The sequence below is a fragment of the Sutterella megalosphaeroides genome, from assembly GCF_003609995.1.
Lineage (GTDB): Bacteria > Pseudomonadota > Gammaproteobacteria > Burkholderiales > Burkholderiaceae_F > Sutterella > Sutterella megalosphaeroides.
On the sequence record NZ_AP018786.1, the window covers coordinates 581,244 to 597,847 of the forward strand.

The 16,604-nt window shown below is 65.3% G+C and carries 14 protein-coding genes; 10 read left to right on the forward strand and 4 right to left on the reverse strand.

Features of this window, described 5'->3' with window-relative positions:
• Positions 1-120: 120 nt before the first annotated feature.
• From gmk to S6FBBBH3_RS02765, 3 genes are all read right to left on the reverse strand, one after another.
• Positions 121-777, reverse strand: coding sequence for a guanylate kinase (gene gmk, locus S6FBBBH3_RS02755; protein WP_120176316.1), 657 nt, complete (start codon positions 775-777; stop codon positions 121-123).
• A 22-nt stretch (positions 778-799) separates the two neighbouring features.
• Positions 800-1,702, reverse strand: coding sequence for a YicC/YloC family endoribonuclease (locus S6FBBBH3_RS02760; RefSeq protein WP_120176317.1), 903 nt, complete (start codon positions 1,700-1,702; stop codon positions 800-802).
• A gap of 174 nt (positions 1,703-1,876) precedes the next feature.
• Complete coding sequence (locus S6FBBBH3_RS02765) at positions 1,877-2,791, reverse strand: hypothetical protein (protein WP_123957627.1); 915 nt, start codon at positions 2,789-2,791, stop codon at positions 1,877-1,879.
• A 273-nt stretch (positions 2,792-3,064) separates the two neighbouring features.
• Here S6FBBBH3_RS02765 and S6FBBBH3_RS02770 point away from each other — a divergent pair, with 273 nt between their 5' ends.
• From S6FBBBH3_RS02770 to S6FBBBH3_RS02815, 10 genes are all read left to right on the forward strand, one after another.
• The gene (locus S6FBBBH3_RS02770) at positions 3,065-4,591 is read left to right on the forward strand and encodes an FAD-dependent oxidoreductase (protein WP_120176319.1); all 1,527 of its coding nucleotides are present in this window, start codon (positions 3,065-3,067) and stop codon (positions 4,589-4,591) included.
• Positions 4,592-4,765: 174 nt separating this feature from the next.
• On the forward strand, positions 4,766-5,521 hold the full coding sequence (rph, locus tag S6FBBBH3_RS02775) for a ribonuclease PH (RefSeq protein ID WP_179950563.1): 756 nt from the start codon (positions 4,766-4,768) through the stop codon (positions 5,519-5,521).
• A gap of 38 nt (positions 5,522-5,559) precedes the next feature.
• Complete coding sequence (gene rdgB / locus S6FBBBH3_RS02780; protein ID WP_120176321.1) at positions 5,560-6,168, forward strand: RdgB/HAM1 family non-canonical purine NTP pyrophosphatase; 609 nt, start codon at positions 5,560-5,562, stop codon at positions 6,166-6,168.
• Complete coding sequence (hemW, locus tag S6FBBBH3_RS02785; RefSeq protein WP_120176322.1) at positions 6,168-7,397, forward strand: radical SAM family heme chaperone HemW; 1,230 nt, start codon at positions 6,168-6,170, stop codon at positions 7,395-7,397. Before rdgB ends, hemW begins: the two co-directional genes overlap by 1 nt.
• 580 nt (positions 7,398-7,977) lie before the next feature.
• Complete coding sequence (glnA, locus tag S6FBBBH3_RS02790; protein ID WP_120176323.1) at positions 7,978-9,390, forward strand: type I glutamate--ammonia ligase; 1,413 nt, start codon at positions 7,978-7,980, stop codon at positions 9,388-9,390.
• Between the two features lie 181 nt (positions 9,391-9,571).
• The gene (locus tag S6FBBBH3_RS02795) at positions 9,572-10,774 is read left to right on the forward strand and encodes a two-component system sensor histidine kinase NtrB (protein ID WP_120176324.1); all 1,203 of its coding nucleotides are present in this window, start codon (positions 9,572-9,574) and stop codon (positions 10,772-10,774) included.
• Positions 10,771-12,495: a sigma 54-interacting transcriptional regulator gene (locus S6FBBBH3_RS02800; RefSeq protein ID WP_170143798.1), complete on the forward strand. Its 1,725-nt coding sequence runs from the start codon at positions 10,771-10,773 to the stop codon at positions 12,493-12,495. Before S6FBBBH3_RS02795 ends, S6FBBBH3_RS02800 begins: the two co-directional genes overlap by 4 nt.
• Before the next feature lie 20 nt (positions 12,496-12,515).
• The gene (locus tag S6FBBBH3_RS02805; RefSeq protein ID WP_120176326.1) at positions 12,516-13,133 is read left to right on the forward strand and encodes a hypothetical protein; all 618 of its coding nucleotides are present in this window, start codon (positions 12,516-12,518) and stop codon (positions 13,131-13,133) included.
• 123 nt (positions 13,134-13,256) lie between these two features.
• A complete protein-coding gene (locus S6FBBBH3_RS02810) occupies positions 13,257-14,351 on the forward strand; it encodes an RNA methyltransferase (RefSeq protein ID WP_120176327.1) in 1,095 nt (364 codons plus the stop codon).
• On the forward strand, positions 14,348-14,977 hold the full coding sequence (locus tag S6FBBBH3_RS02815) for a DUF805 domain-containing protein (RefSeq protein ID WP_120176328.1): 630 nt from the start codon (positions 14,348-14,350) through the stop codon (positions 14,975-14,977). Before S6FBBBH3_RS02810 ends, S6FBBBH3_RS02815 begins: the two co-directional genes overlap by 4 nt.
• Before the next feature lie 111 nt (positions 14,978-15,088).
• Here S6FBBBH3_RS02815 and S6FBBBH3_RS02820 read toward each other — a convergent pair whose 3' ends face one another.
• On the reverse strand, positions 15,089-16,600 hold the full coding sequence (locus S6FBBBH3_RS02820; protein ID WP_120176329.1) for a tripartite tricarboxylate transporter permease: 1,512 nt from the start codon (positions 16,598-16,600) through the stop codon (positions 15,089-15,091).
• Positions 16,601-16,604: the final 4 nt, after the last annotated feature.

Genomic DNA, 16,604 nt, shown 5'->3' on the forward strand with positions numbered 1-16,604 from the left:
TTGGATTCGGAGCGTGTGAGTGTGAAAAAAGCAGAGGGGGGTCGGAAGTCGATCGTATGTCGACGAAAAGCGGGGCGATGCAGTCCTCCGCATCACCCCCTTCTGAGCCCTCGCGGGCGGTCAGGCGACGGGAGGAACGGGAACGCCGAGCGCGGCAAACTGCGTCCGATGGCGCACCGCCTGCTGCCCGAAGGCGAGACGGCTTGCGGTGACGACGGCGACCATTTCCTCGAGTGCCTTGTCGAAATCTTCGTTGATTATAACGTACTCGAATTCCGAGGCATGCGCCATCTCGGCGCCGGCGCCGAGCAAACGACGCGTGATCGTCTGCGCGCTGTCGGTGCCGCGGTGGTTGAGACGCCATTCAAGCGCTTCGATCGAGGGCGGAAGAATGAAGATGCCGACGGTGCCGGGGAAGCGGGCGCGCACCTGGCGCGCGCCCTGCCAGTCGATTTCAAGAAGGACGTCGTTCCCCGCGGCCATTTCCTTTTCGATCCACACGCGGCTCGTGCCGTAGTGGTTGCCGTGAACGAGGGCGGACTCGAGGAAGTCGCCGCGCTGCTCCATGTCGCGGAATTCCTGTTCGGTGACGAAGTGGTATTCGCGGCCGTTTTCTTCGCCCGGACGCGGATCGCGCGTCGTGTGCGAAATGGAAAGCTTGATGGCGGGTTCGCGTGCGAGGAGCGCGTTGACGAGCGTCGACTTGCCGGCACCCGACGGGGCCGTCACAAGAAAGAGTCGCCCGGGGTGCACCGGGGTGAGAAGCTGTTCGGTCATGGTAGGTCCCACAAAGAAACGGTTATTCGAGGTTCTGGATCTGTTCGCGCAGCTGCTCGATCACGATCTTCAAGGCGAGCGACGCGTTCGTCATTTCGATCGCGGCCGCCTTCGAGCCGAGCGTGTTGGCTTCGCGGTTCATTTCCTGCGCCATGAAGTCGAGTCGACGACCGACGGGGCCGCCCTTTTCGAGAATGCGGCGCACTTCGGCGATGTGGGTGAGGAGACGGTTGATCTCTTCGTCGACGTCGAGGCGAATGGCGTAGAGGGTCACTTCCTGACGGATGCGGTCCGACACTTCCGCGGGGTCGAGCGTGCTCTTTTCCGTGAGCGTGCGCGCAAGCGCCGTTTCGAGGCGCTCGGTGAGCTTGCCTTCGATGTGTTCGATGATGCGCGGAATCTCGCCGCGCACTTCCGTGACGGTCGCTTCCATGCGGTCGCAGTAGCCGCGGATGACGTCGGCCAGGGCCGCGCCCTCGCGGGCGCGGGCGGCGCAAAAGCCCTCGAGCGCCTTATCGAGCACGGCCAAGACGTCGCGCGTCACCGCATCGCGGTCCGTGGCGGGATGCGCGGCGATGCCGGGCATCTCGAGAATCTCCGCTACCGACAAGGGCCGCGCGTCGCGCGCCGTGTCGAGGATCGACTGCTGAAGGGCCATCAATCGTTCGAGCGATTCGCGGTGCACCGAGGCGGGCATTGCCGCGTCGTTCTGGCGCAGCGACACGCGCACTTCGAGCTTGCCGCGGCCCACGCGCTTCTGGAGCGTTTCGCGAATGAGCGGCTCCGTAAAGCGCAGTGCGTCGTCGATGCGCAGCGTGAGGTCGAGAAAGCGCGAATTGACCGCGCGACATTCGACGGCCACGGTGCCGAGCGGCGTGGAGCCGTCGGCGAGGGCGTAACCGGTCATGCTGGAAACATGGGCCATGGAGATCCTCTTCTTCGAGAAAAAACAAAAACGGCACCGCGGTGTTCGTCGTCCCGATCGGTCCGCGGCCGGCCGTGCCCGGCATTTTAAGAAAGATCCGAACGGGAAACCACAGAGAAGCCCTCTTGGTTTACCGAAAAGCCGTTCGGCGAAGATCTTCGGTCTTTCGCCCCCTCAAGGAACAGGGCGCCCCGAGAGTTCGGCCTCAAGCCGTCGTCGCGGCGTTTTGAAGAGCACCCGCCAGTCGGCCGGACGCGGATGGAGCGACACGTGCTCTTCGGAGCGGCGCAACCACTGCCACGGTTCGTCAAAGAGCGCCGCGCGCACGTCGATTCCCGTGTCGGTGCGCTTCCAGTCTCCGGCGTCGCGCAAAAGGGCGAGGTCGCGCTTTACTTGAGAAACGTTGGCGCTTACGACCGAAGCGAGCAGTTCGACGGGAAGCGACGGCGCAATGCGCACGCGGTCGCCCGCAAGCTCCCCGTAGACGAGTCCCCAGGTGAGGGCCCAGAGCAAAAGTCGCATCCGTACGGACAAAAGCGCGATGGCGCCGAACCCGATACGATCCGACTGAAGGCAGAGGTCGAGCTCGGCGGCGGCGAGTTCCAGGAGCTCGGGCTCGGCGCGAAGCCGCGCTTTGAGGGCCGCGCGCGGCGCGAACACCACCCGGGCGGGCGTGAGCGTCACGTAGCGACCGATCCCGGGGCGCTCGGACCAAAAGCAGTGGTTGCCGCCGAGAATACGCCCCGGAATGCTGAGTGCGATCGCACTTGCCTTCTGGTTGAGGGGACTTCCGAAGGCGCGCGCCCCGAGCCCGTCCGTGAGGAGCACGAGCGCGCCGAAGCTCGTCTGGGGCGGAAACACGTACGCTCCCGCATCGAGTTCGACCGTCCGACCGACTTCGCGCATGAGGTCCGCGAGCACCCGGGGAACTTTCGGCGTCACCCAGGGCATCACGGGGTCCGAGGCCAAACGCAACTCGGGTGCAACGGCCGACGGCCGGCTCGACGCGTCCGCGTCGAACCGTTGGTCGAGGAGCGCGGCGAGCATCGACGCGCCGCTTCGTATGGGCGAGACGGTCGGATTCGGCATGTCGGTTTCCTTTCGCATTCCTAATGTCGTTTCCCGTCGCCGCGGGCACGGCCGTCGGCGACTTAGGGGGCGATCATCCCGATGATGAACTGTTTCCTTTCGAGCGTCTCTAGGAAAAAGTCCCGACCGTGAAGCGGCTCTTTTGAACCTGTTGCGCGAAGCCGCGCATTTCGAAAATGACGGGGTCGGGAGCTCAAAGCGAAAAAGGACTCCTTCGCATTTCGTGCTCCGTTCGGACTTCAACGTGAAGGTTTTTCAAAAAAAGGAAAGATTATGCGCATTCGGACTCTCACCGCGGCTCTCGCCGCACTCGGTACGATCGCGTCGGCTCCCGCCTGGGCCGATCGTACGTACGACGTCGACGTGGCGGTCGTCGGGGCGGGCGCCTCGGGGACGGTTGCGGGCGTGAGCGCCGTCGAAGGCGGGCTCTCCGTCGTGATGCTGGAGAAAAACGCCTATGCGGGCGGTGCGGGGAACTTCATGGAAGGAAGTTTCGCCGCGGAAAGCTTCATGCAGAAGAAGGCGGGCGTGACGCTCACGAAGACGGAAGCCTTCAAGCAGATGGCGCAGTATCACCACTGGCGATTCAACGCGCCGCTTATGAAGAAGTTCGTCGACCTTTCGGGCGACACGATCCAATGGGTGTGGGATCACGGCGTGCACTGGAAAGAAGTCAAAACGGCCTGGCGCGACAAGAAGGATCTCACATGGCACATCTATCCGTCGGCGGGGTCGCTTCCGAAGGCGATGGTGGAGCACTTCAAGAAGGGCGGCGGCACACTGCTTCTCTCGACGCCCGCTCAAAAGCTCATCACCGAAAACGGCCGCGTTGCGGGCGTTGAAGCGGTCGACAAGGACGGTGAAAAGGTGACGGTCAAGGCGAAGTACGTCATTCTCGCCACGGGCGGCTACAACTTCGATACCGACCTCGTCAAAAAGACGACCGGGATCGAGATGATTCCGGTCGGCTCCCCGGGACGCACGGGCGACGGCATCAAGATGGCGTTTTCCGTCGGGGCGGTCGGCGACAACATGGGTCCGATGATGATCAACGGCGCCTTCATGCCCGCCGAAGGCGAGGCGATTTGCAACGGGCCCAACAAAGAGCTGCGCGCGATCTTCCGTCAGGGACTCCTTTACGTCGACGCTACCGGGAACCGCTTCTTCGACGAAGAACTGACGATCGACTGGCCGACCGCCTCGAACGCGATCGCGCGCTCGGGCGAATGGACGTACGTCGTCTTCGACGAAACGACGAAGAAGGAACTCGAAACGGAAGGGAAGGGTTACCTCAACCCGTGCGGGAACTTCATTCAGCGCCATCAGAAGGCGACCGAACTCGACCGCCTGATCGAAGCGAATGAAAAGCTCGGCAACGTCTTTGTGGGTAACACGATCGAAGAGGTCGCAAAGAAGGCCGGGATGGATCCCGCCACGCTCAAGCGCTCGTGCGACAACATGACGAAATTCGCCCGTCAGGGTCGTGACGACCAGTTCGGCAAAGATCCCTACTACCTGCGCGAAGTCGCCACGGGACCCTTCTACGTGATCCGCGGGAAGCTCAATACGCTCACGTCCCTGAACGGCGTCAAGGTGACGGAAAACCTCGAAGTGCTCGACAAGAACGACCGCGTGATTCCGGGGCTCTACGCGACCGGGCACGACGCGGGCGGCGTCTACGGCGACAGCTACGACTTGAAGGTGGGCGAAGGGACCGCCTCGGCCTTCGCCATCAACTCGGGCCGCATGGCCGTGATGGACATCCTCGCGAAGGAAAAGGCCGCGAAGGCGACGAAGTAAGCGCTCGAGAGTCATCCAAGAAGCACCCGAGAAGAGCCGTTCGGTTGGAAGAGAACCGGACGGCTCTTTCTTCGTTCTCCGCCGAGTCCTCTCGAGCGCAGCGCTCGTTTCTCACCCGTCGCGCGCGCCTTTGCTACGATGACGGCGCCAATCGTTCCTCATCGGAGACCACTCATGACCGAAGCAAATCGGACCCAGACTTATCCCGCCCGTCCCGACGGGCGTTCGGACGACGCGTTGCGTCCCACCGTGTTCGTGCGTCGTTACACGAAGTACGCCGAAGGGAGCGTGCTCGTCTGTGCGGGCGACACGAAGGTGATCTGCACGGCGAGCGTCGAAGCGGGCGTTCCGCCCTTTCTGCGCGGTCGCGGCGAAGGCTGGGTGACGGCCGAGTACGGCCTTTTGCCGCGTGCGACCGGCACGCGCTGCGACCGCGAAGCGGCGCGCGGCAAGCAGACGGGCCGCACGCAGGAAATCCAACGCCTGATCGGGCGGAGCCTTCGCGCCGTCGTCGACCGCAAGAAGCTCGGAGAATTCACGATCAAGATCGACTGCGACGTGATCCAGGCCGACGGCGGCACGCGTTGCGCCTCGATCACGGGCGCCTGGGTGGCGTTGCGCGACGCGGTGACGGGGATGCTCGAAAAGGGTGATATCACCGAAGACCCGATTCTCGCGCAGGTGAGCGCCGTCTCGGTGGGCGTCTCGAACGGCCGCCCCGTGCTCGACCTCAATTACGTCGAAGACAGCTCGAGCGACACGGACATGAACGTCGTCATGACGAGCGAAGGGAAGTTCGTCGAAATTCAGGGGACGGCCGAGGGCGTCCCCTTTTCCGAAGAAGAGCTCGCCGCGCTTTTGGCGCTCGCGAAGCGCGGCAACTTGGAGCTTGCGCGCCTGCAGCGCGAAGCGCTCGCCGCTCCTCTCTGATACGCGAATCCATCCGTTTTTGCTTTGGAAGAACACTCATGACGACTCCCGATACGACGAAAACCCTCGTGCTCGCCTCGAACAACGCGGGCAAGGTCCGCGAATTCCAGGCGATGTTCGGCGAACTCGGCATCCGCATCGTCCCGCAGGGCGAGCTCGGCGTCGGTTCGGCGGACGAGCCCTTCGGCACGTTCCTCGAAAACGCGCTTGCGAAAGCCCGCCACGCCGCGCGCGAAACGGGTTTGCCCGCCATGGCGGACGACTCGGGCATTTGCGCGGACGCCCTCGGCGGGTGTCCGGGCGTGCATTCCGCGCGCTTTGCGGGCGGGCACGACGATGCGGCCAACAACCGCCTGCTCGTTGAGAAGCTCCAAGGCGCCGCCACGCGCCGCGCGCACTACACGTGCCTTCTGGTGGCGGTGCGCCACCCCGAGGACCCCGAGCCGCTCGTTGCCGAAGGCGTCTGGCAGGGCGAAATCGTCGACGAGGCCGCGGGCGACGGGGGCTTCGGCTACGACCCGCACTTTTACGTGCCCGAATTCGGTAAGACCGCCGCGGAACTCACGGCCGAAGAGAAAAACCGCGTGAGCCATCGCGCCCGGGCGCTTGCAGCCATGGCCGAACTCATGCGCGCGCGGTGGATGTGATGACGACGCTCGACGCGCGCCGCAAGGCGCACGGGGCGAAAGCTCCGAGCCTTCCGCCCATGTCCTTGTACCTCCACTGGCCCTGGTGCGTGCGCAAGTGCCCGTACTGCGACTTCAATTCGCACCGGGCGCCTGCGGGCCTTGACGAGATGCGTTACGTCGAGGCGATGCTCGTCGATCTTGCCGCCTGGCCCGAGGCCGCCAAGCGCCGCCCCATCGAAACGATCTTTCTCGGGGGAGGCACTCCGAGCCTCATGTCGGGAGAAGCCCTGGAGCGGCTTCTTACGGGCGTGCGCTCGATCTGGCCCGTCACCGAGAATGCCGAAATCACGCTCGAAGCCAACCCCGGCACGGCCGACGAGGCGAAGTTCGAGCGCTTTCGCGCGGCGGGCGTCAATCGACTCTCGCTCGGGATTCAGAGTTTCTCGGACGAGCGCCTGAAGCGCCTCGGGCGCATTCACGATGCGGCGGGAGCCCGGCGCGCCGTCGCCGCGGCGGCGCGCGTCTTCGAGAATTTCAATCTCGACGTGATGTTCGCGCTTCCGGGCGAGACGCTCGAGATGCTGCGCGGCGAAGCGCGGGAAGCGGCGGACTCGGCCGCGACGCACCTCTCCTTCTATCAGCTCACGATCGAAGAGGGGACGGCCTTCGCAAAGCGCCCCCCGTCGGATCTTCCCGACGAGGATCTTGCGGCCGACATGGGCGAACTCGTCGAGCGGGTGCTTGCCGACGCGGGTTTTCGCCGCTACGAAGTGTCGGGCTATGCAAAGGAAGGCCGCCGCTGCCGCCACAACCTCAATTACTGGACCTACGGCGACTACGTCGCGGCGGGTGCGGGAGCGCACGGCAAGGTGACGCTCGCGAATCCGGACGGCACTTTTTCGGTGCGGCGCGAAGCGCGCTTTGCGTCGCCTGCCAAGTACCTCGCGGCAATCGAGTCGTGCGGGTCGGGGGCGGAAACGGCCTTTGAGGTCGAGTCCGAAGCACGCCCCTTCGAATTCATGCTGAACGCCCTGCGCCTCGCAGAGGGCGTCCCCGCGGAACTCTTCGAAGCGCGCACGGGGGTGCCGCTCTTCGTGATCGAGCTCAAACTCGAAGAGTTGCGCGCAAGCGGCCTGTTGGTTGCCGACCCCGCGCGTATCGCGCCCACGGAAAAGGGCCTTCTTTTCCTCTCGGACCTTCAGGAAGCGTTCCTTCCCGAGGCGCTCGCCGAATTCAACGGGCGCTGAGACCTTTCCCGCACGTCAACCTCCCAAAACGGTGCGTCGATCCTTCGCCGAAGGACTCGACGCACTGCTTTCGCGCGTTCGCACAACCGTTCTTCCCACTTTCGTTCGCCTCCGTCGGCAAAGTCCCCCGGACGATGCCCGAGTCCGTGTCCGGCCCGAAAGGGCAGTCGGGTACACGCCAACCGCCCCGAGGCTCGTTCCCGCACGCACCGCCCGCGCACCAAGCATGCACAAAACGGGCGCCTCGTTTCGCACCGATATGGTGCGACTGCGCCCGAAAGCGGGCATAATGAGCGCAATCTTCGGCGCACGTTGCCGTGCGGTCCCGCGAGGCCCTTCGGGGAGCTTCGGGCCGCAAGCGGCGCGCGTCGGTCGGTCCGGGCGCCCCTCGGGCGTTCGCCTTCGGTTTTTTCGTCGTCCTTCACCGGTTTTTCGGTTTGGCACGAATCTTGCTGCGTATAAAGGTACGCACCGAGAGACGGCGAGCGGTTCGACGCCTTGCGGTCCGATTTCTTTTTTCGGCGGTTCGCTTCGCCCGCTTCGCGAAGCTCCCCTCTTTCCTGATTCAACGGAGAACACCATGACGTCCAGTTCCGACGTGCTACAGATGATCAAAGACAACGACGTGAAGTTCGTGGATCTGCGCTTTACGGACATCCTCGGCAAGGAAATGCACCTCACGGTGCCCGCCGAGCGCATCGACGAAGACACGTTCGATCTCGGTCAGCCCTTCGACGGCTCGTCCTTTACCGGCTGGCGCGGCATCGAAGCCTCCGACATGCTTCTGCAGCCCGATCCCGCCACGGCGCGCATGGATCCGTTCCGCGAAGCCAACACGCTCATCCTCACGTGCGACGTTCTGGAGCCCACGACCGGCAAAGGCTACGAGCGCGATCCCCGTTCGACCGCCCGCCGCGCCGAAGCCTATCTGAAGTCGACCGGCATCGGCGACACGGCTTACTTCGGTCCCGAACCCGAATTTTTCATCTTCGACTCCGTCGCCTGGGACCATACGCCCGGCAAGAGCTTCTACCGTATCGAGAGCGAAGAAGGCCCCTGGTCGACGGGTCTTGACCTCGAAGGCGGCAACCTCGGTCACCGCAACCGCATGAAGGGCGGCTACTTCCCCGTGACGCCGGTGGATTCGCTCGCCGACATCCGCTCGGAAATGTGCACCCTCATCGAGCAGCAGGGCGTTCCGGTAGAAATCCACCACCACGAAGTGGGCGGCGCCGGCCAGTGCGAAATCGGCACGAAGTTCAGCACCCTCGTCGAACGCGCCGACTGGACGCAGATCACGAAGTACACGATCTGGAACGTGGCGGCCGCCTTCGGCAAGACCGCGACCTTCATGCCCAAGCCCATCGAAGGCGACAACGGCTCCGGCATGCACGTCCACCAGTCGATCTGGAAGGACGGCACGAACCTTTTCTCCGGGAACGGCTACGCGGGCCTCTCCGAACTCGCCCTCTACTACATCGGCGGCATCATCAAGCACGCCCGCGCTTTGAACGCCATCACGAACCCGGGCGTCAACTCCTACAAGCGTCTCGTTCCGGGCTTCGAAGCTCCGGTGAAGCTCGCCTACTCGGCGCGCAACCGTTCGGCTTCGATCCGCATTCCGCACGTGACGAGCCCGAAGGCCCGTCGCATCGAAGTGCGTTTCCCCGATCCGCTCTGCAACCCCTACCTCGGCTTCTCGGCCCTCCTCATGGCAGGTCTCGACGGCATCGAAAACAAGATTCATCCGGGCGAAGCCGCGGACAAGAATCTCTACGATCTGCCGCCCGAAGAAAACGCCAAGATCCCGACCGTTGCTCCGTCGCTCGACGCGGCGCTTGATGCTCTCGACAAGGACCGCGAGTTCCTGACGCGCGGCGGCGTCTTCTCGAACGACATGATCGACGCCTACATCGCCGTGAAGCGCAAGGAAGTGCTCCGCGCGCAGATGGCCGTGACGCCGCTCGACTTCGACCTCTACTACTCGCTCTGATCGTTCTCGTTCGACAAGGACCGGAACGATCCGAACGGGTTTCGGCCCCGGGGCGTCCGCTTGCAAGCGGGCGAGCTCCGGGCACCGACCGCCGGGGCGGCGCCGACCGAGCGTCGCCCCGTTTTTCATCTTTCCTTCGCACGCGGCGCATCGGACGCGCCCCCCGAGAGGCTCCACCGACATGACGACCGACCACCTTCTCGAGCCCGCCTGGGAGCGGTTGACGACCGCCCTCTGGGTGCTCGACGCCCGCGGGCGGATTCTCACCGCCAACGCCGCCGCGGAAGCGTTTGCGGCGAAGACCCGACGGGGACTCGCGGGGCTCGACTTTTCGACGTTCGTCGAAGAAACGGGCGCGCTCGTCGCGCATCTCGGCGCCGAACGGGGCGACCTACCGCAGGACGGCGAAGAGCTCTCGGCGAACGGGAGCGGAAACGCTTCGAACGTCTCCGGCATCGCGACCGCCTCCACTCTCTCGCACTTCAACCTCGGTCCCGACGGAGAGCGGCCCGTTCGGGCGGTTTTCTCCCGCTGGGAAGAGCCCCGCATTCCGGGAAGTGCCTTTCTCGTCGAGACGATCGATTTGACGGACGTCCTTCGGGACGAGCGGCGGCGTCTCGAAGCCGAAGTCGCGCGCGCGAATCGGGAGCTTCTTCGCAACCTCGCGCACGAAGTGAAGAACCCCTTGGGCGGCATTCGCGGGGCGGCGCAGTTGTTGGAAAGCGACCTCACGTGCGACGAAGACCGCGAGTGTACGGGCGTGATCCTCGACGAAGCGGACCGGCTGACGCGCCTCGTTGAAAGGCTGTTGGAACCCTACCGCTCGGCCGAACGGACGGGGCCCGTGGAACTCCATGAACTCCTCGAGCACGTGAAGAGCCTCATCGCGCACGAATTCCCCGAGGTGGCGTTCGTTCGGGACTACGACGTGTCGATTCCGCCCGTCCTCGCGGACGAAGGGCGCCTCACGCAGGTCTTTCTCAATCTCGTTCGCAATGCCGCCGAAGCGCTGCGCGGTGGCGCGGTTGCGGAACCCCGAATTGAACTGCGCACGCGCTTCGTGCGGGATGCCTTCGTCGGGGACGTGCGCCGAAAGCGGGCGCTCGCCCTGGATGTGCTCGATAACGGCCCGGGCATTCCCGAGGCGATCCGCGACCGGATTTTCTTTCCGCTCGTGACGGGCCGAGCCGAAGGCTCGGGCCTCGGGCTTTCGCTCGTCAAATCCTACGTGGAAGAGGCGGGCGGCTCGGTGCTCGTTGAAAGCCGCCCGGGGCGCACCGTTTTTCGCGTGTTGCTTCCCTTTGAGCCTGCCAAGCCCGCGGCTTCCCGAAACGCGCGCAACCATCCCCTAGGAACCGACAACGACCAAGGAGAACGAAATTGACGAACGAACCCCGTGCCGCATCTCCTGCCGACTCGCGTGATGTGTCCCGCGACGCATCGCGCCCTGCGTCTGCCGCATCGACGGCTCCCGTCTGGGTGGTCGACGACGATCGTGCGATCCGTTGGGTGCTCTCCCGCGCGCTCGAGCGCGCGGGGCACGCCGCCCGTACGTTCGAAAACGGCTCTGCGGTGCTCGAGAAGCTCGAAGCGGTGAAGCGGGGCGAAGTCGAGGAGCCCGCCGTCATCCTTTCCGACATCCGCATGCCGGGAATCTCGGGCGTGGAATTGGTGGAGCGCCTCAACACGGCGCTCCCTCAGGTGCCCGTCCTCATCATGACGGCCTTCTCCGACCTGGAGAGCGCCGTTTCCGCGTACCGAAGCGGCGCCTTCGAGTACCTGACGAAGCCCTTCGACATCGAGAAGGTTCTGGAGCTGGTCGAGCGCGCCGCAACCGAGTACGCGCGCCGCAAGCGCGCGCTCGAACCCGAAACCGCAGCCGAATCGGCGCTTGCCGCCGGGAAAACGGCCTCAGCCTCTTCGAACGATTCAAGCGATTCGGCCCGAACGGGCTCCGGCTCTCCGAGCGCCGACGCGCGCCGCACTGCGGGAGCAACGGGCGCCGTCGGCGGCGACGGTTCCGCTCTTGTCGACGACGGCCTCATCGGTCGCGCGCCCGCCATGCAGGAAGTCTTTCGTGCGATCGGGCGCCTGTCGCAGAGTTCCGTCACCGTGCTCCTTACGGGGGAATCCGGGGCGGGCAAAGAAGTGGTGGCGCGCGCCCTCTGGCAGCACAGCCCCCGTAGCCGCGCGCCTTACGTGGCGCTCAACATGGCGGCGATTCCTCGGGAGCTTCTGGAGAGCGAACTCTTCGGACACGAAAAGGGCGCCTTCACGGGGGCGAGCGCCTCGCGCGCGGGTCGCTTCGGCGAAGCCGCGGGCGGGACGCTCTTTCTCGACGAAATCGGCGACATGCCGATGGAACTTCAGACGCGCCTTCTGCGCGTTTTAAGCAGCGGCACCTACTACCGCGTGGGCGGCCGAGAACCCCTCAAGGCGGACGTGCGCGTGATCGCCGCAACGAACCGCGACCTCGAAGCGGCCGTGCGCGAGGGGACCTTCCGCGAAGACCTCTACCACCGTTTGAACGTCATTCGCCTGCGGCTTCCGCCGCTTCGGGACCGTCGCGAAGACGTGAAGCCCCTCGCGGAACACTTCCTCACGGCGGGCGCCGTCGAATTGGGGCTCGAACCCAAGCGCCTCACCCCGGAAGCGTTGGCGGCCTTGGAGCGCTTCCCCTTCCCGGGGAACGTCCGACAGCTCGAAAACATCTGCCGGTGGTTGCTCGTCATGGCGCCCTCGCAGGAAATCCGTTTCGAGGATCTTCCCTACGAGGTGCAGCGCCCCGAGGGGCGCACGGCGGGCGAGTCGGGATCGGTCGCGTCGACCGCATCGAGCGACTTGAGCAGCCGAGGGGGGGCGGACGCCCATCGGTCGGAGAGTGACTGGGTCGACTGGGCCGCGGCCCTCGAAGCGGACGTCGTCGCACGGCTGGAACGCAACGAACCCGGCCTCTGGGGGCATGTCACCGACCGCGTCGAAACCGTGCTCGTTCGTGCGGCCTTGGCCGCCACGAAAGGCCGCCGCATGGAGGCGGCCGAGCGGCTTGGGGTCGGGCGCAACACGCTCACACGCAAAATCCGCGCGCTCGGTCTCGAAGACTGAGCTCGGGAGGAGCCGCACCCATGGCCCGCGCACGACGTCGCAGCGACCCGCCCGGAACGGGGGAAACGCCCGAAAACGCCCGCGGGGGTTTTCTCATCGTGTTGTTGCCGGGCTTCGGACCGGAGCCCGAGCCCGGTGCGAAGCCCGCCGCGCGCGGTCTCATCACGGCCGCACGCATCGACCGGGGGCCTGCCGTACGGCGCGTCCTCGGGTGGCTTGCGGCGGCGGGTTTTCCCGTTGAGACGGAAGCGCGCCGCTTTTCGCTTGCCGTGTGGCCCGCGGGCGGCTGGAAGCGCGCGGTGCGCGGCCCCGAACAGGTGACGGAACTCGTTCGGGATTCGGACGACTTTGTGCGGCTCCTTGCCGAGCGGCGGCCGTCCCTTCTCGTTCTTGTTTCCTGCTACCTCTTCGACGCTCTGCGGGATCCCGCCCTGACGGACCGCATCGACGCCGCGCTCGGGCGTACGGTCGAGCCCGCGCGGCGCCTCACCTCGACGCGCCTTCGCGTCGAAGGCGAACGGCGCGAACGCGCGCTCGTTCTCGCGTTGCCCGTCCCCGGCCCCAATACGACGCCCGAGTTCGAGCGGGAACTGAGGGACGCCCTGCGGCTCTTTTTCGCAGGGACGCTCGAGGACTGAATTCGACGCTTCGAAGCTCCGAAGAGCTCCTCCGCCCGAAGGTCGCGCGGACCGCCTTCCCTGTAGAATGACGGCCGCTTCGGATGGTCCGAAGCGTTTTTCTTCGAACCTCTGCGAGCACTCATGTCCGACCCCGTCCTCGAGCCCGGCCGAAGCGCCCGGATCGACATCGTCCCCGAAACCGAAACCGCCCTTGAGGCAGAGCCCTTTTCCTCGATCGAGGAAGCCTCGATCGCGCTCGAAGCGCTCGGCGCGAAGCCCCAGCACGTGCGCACGCTCTTTCGCGCGTACCTCGGACGCGCCGCCTGGCCCGACGCGTCGGACGAACGCTTCCCGAAGCGCGTGCGCGAGGGGCTTGCCGCCTGGCGCGCCCGCATGGCGGCGGTTTTGTCGGTGCGCTCCCGCCACCCCGGGGCCGATCCCGAGAGCGAACGTCTTCTCGTGACGCTTGCCGACCGTCAAACGGTCGAGTGCGTGTTGCTGCCGCGACGCGGCGTGTGCGTTTCGACCCAGATGGGCTGCGCCGTCGGGTGCGTTTTTTGCATGACGGGGAAGGGCGGACTCGTGCGGCAGCTTTCGGACCTTGAAATCGCCGCGCAGGCGGCAACGGCCCGAGCCTTGCGGCCCCTTACGAAGAAAATCGTCTTCATGGGGATGGGCGAACCCTCCCACAACCTGAGGAACGTCCTTTCGGCCGTGCGGTTTCTCGCCGAGTACGGCGACTTCGGGCACAAGGACCTCGTCATTTCGACGGTCGGGGACGAGCGGCTTTTCAACGAACTTTTCGCCTCGCGCGTGCGGCCCGCGCTCGCCGTATCGCTTCACGCGATCGACGAAGTGAAACGCCGCACGCTTCTTCCCCGCGGCACGCGCATGACGGTCGAGGCTCTGACGGATGCGGCGGAGCGCTACGCGCGCTTCTCGGGCTACCCCGTGCAGTACGAATGGACCCTGATGGCGGGCGTGAACGACTCGTTCGAAGAAATCGACGAACTCGCGCGACGCCTCTCCGGTCAGTACGCGATGGTGAACTTCATTCCGGTCAACGCCGTCGAAGGGAGCCCCTACCGCCGTCCCGAGCCCGAACATGCCCGGGCGCTCGTCGCGCGCCTGCGCGCGGCGGGGATTGTTGCGACGCTTCGCGACTCGGCCGCCCAGGACGTCGACGGCGGGTGCGGGCAGCTGCGCGCCCGCGTGCTGAAGGAGGAAGGGAAATGACGAACATGACCGACCCGGACAACGACAAAGCGATCGTCGAAACGTCCTCCGAAGCCGACGACGCGACGAACGTCGACGCGCGCCTGCAAGGGCTCGGGAAACTCGTCGACATGCCCGTTGCCCGCGATCGGCGCCGCCGCTACTGGATGGTGTGGTTTCTCTGGGGGATGCTCGGCACGGCCCTCACCTTCGAGGGCGTCAAAGACGGCACGTGGCTTGCGGTCGCGGGGATTTTGGGCGGACCCTTCTGGTTCCTCTTTCTCGTGTGGCCGTTCCTGTGGCTGAGGGACCGGCTGCGGGCCCGATCGCTCTGGGCCGAAGACATGACGGCGCTTCTTCACGATGCGGGGGACGACCCCGACAGCACCTCGACCCTGATCGTCGTGTGGGGGAAGACGGGCGCCCTCGTGCCCGAGTCCGAATGGTGCGGAGCCTTCCCGAGCGTTCGACTCGATGTCGACAAGCTCGAACGCATCGAGGTCGGAACGCTCCCTGGCGTACGCACGGCGGGGTTTCTTGCAAAGGACCTTGTCGCCTGGGCGGCGGAAAAGAACGTTGAAGGGGCCTCGGGCGACTTGCGTGCCGCGCTTCTCTGGTGCGACACGCTCGATCGGGCGACGCGCTGAGCCCCTCCGAGCATCGAAACCGAAAACAAAACGGGCGCTTCCCCGCCGAGGGAAGCGCCCGTTTTTCATCCGGCTTCGGAGCCCAAGCGGCTCGTTCGTCCGGTCGATCCGTCAGTCGTCCTCTCGGAAGGCCTGTTCTCGGCCCGAGCGCACCGACGGGAAGACGACGATCGCAAGGAGCAGCACCGACACCGCAAGGAGCGTGGCGGAAATCGGCGACGCGACGAAGGTCGTGAGGTCGCCGCGCGACAAAAGGAGCGCGCGTCGGAAGTTTTCTTCAAGCATCGGCCCCAGGATGAAGCCGAGCAAAAGCGGCGCACACTCGCAGCCGAGCTTCGCGAAGACGTAGCCGAAAAGGCCGAACCCGATCGTCATCCAGATGTCGAACGTGTTGGCGTTGATCGAATAGACGCCGATCGCGCAGAAGATGAGAATCGCCGGGTAAAGGAGCGGATAGGGAACGCGCAGGAGCCGCACCCAGAGGCCGATAAGCGGCAGGTTGAGGATCACGAGGAAGACGTTCCCGATCCACATCGAGACGATGAGCCCCCAGAAGAGGCCGGGGTTCGTGGTCATCACCTGGGGACCGGGCGTGATGTCGTGAAGCATCAGGGCGCCGATCATGAGTGCCATCACGGCGTTCGACGGAATCCCGAGCGTGAGCATCGGAATGAAGCTCGTCTGCGCGCCCCCGTTGTTGGCGGATTCGGGACCCGCCACGCCGCGGATATTGCCTTCGCCGAAGCGGGGTTCCGCCTTGTCGCCCGCAAGCTTTTTCTCCAGCGTGTAGCTCGCAAAGGATGAAAGAAGCGCCCCGCCCCCGGGCAGGATCCCGAGGAAGGACCCCACGACCGTGCCGCGGCAGATCGCGCCCGCGCTCTCGCGGATGTCTTTCCACGAGGGAAGGACCGAGCCCACGGGTTCGGGCACGGTTTCGCGACCGGCGTTGGCTTCGAGGTTGCGGATGATTTCCGAGAAACCGTAGATCCCCATCGAAAGCGCCACGAAGTCGATCCCGTCCATGAGTTCGTCGACGCCGAAGGCGTAGCGAAGAGCTCCCGAATTGACGTCCATTCCCACGAGCCCGAAGAGGATCCCGATGAAGATCATCCCGATCGCTTTGAGCAGCGACCCGCTTGCGAGCACCACCGCGCCCACGAGCCCCAGAACCATGAGGCTGAAGTATTCGCGCGGACCGAATTCGAAGGCGATTTCGGTCAAGGGCGCCGCAAAGGCGGCGATCAGGACCGTCGCAAAGCACCCTGCCGCAAAACTCCCGAGCGCGGCGATGCCGAGCGCCGCTCCGGCGCGACCCGCTTTCGCCATGCGGTGGCCGTCCAAGCACGTGACGACCGCCGAGGCTTCGCCCGGAATGTTGACGAGCACGGCGGTGGTGGAGCCCCCGTACTGCGAGCCGTAGTAAATGCCCGCGAGCATGATGAGCGCGGTCGACGGATCGAGCGAATACGTGATCGGAAGAAGCATCGCCACCGTGGCGACGGGCCCCATGCCGGGGAGGACCCCCACGAGCGTGCCGAGCGTCACGCCGACGAAGCAGTAGAGGAGATTGGTGAGCGTGACGGCGTTCTCAAGCCCGAGCTGAAGATTTTGAAGCAAATCCATGGTC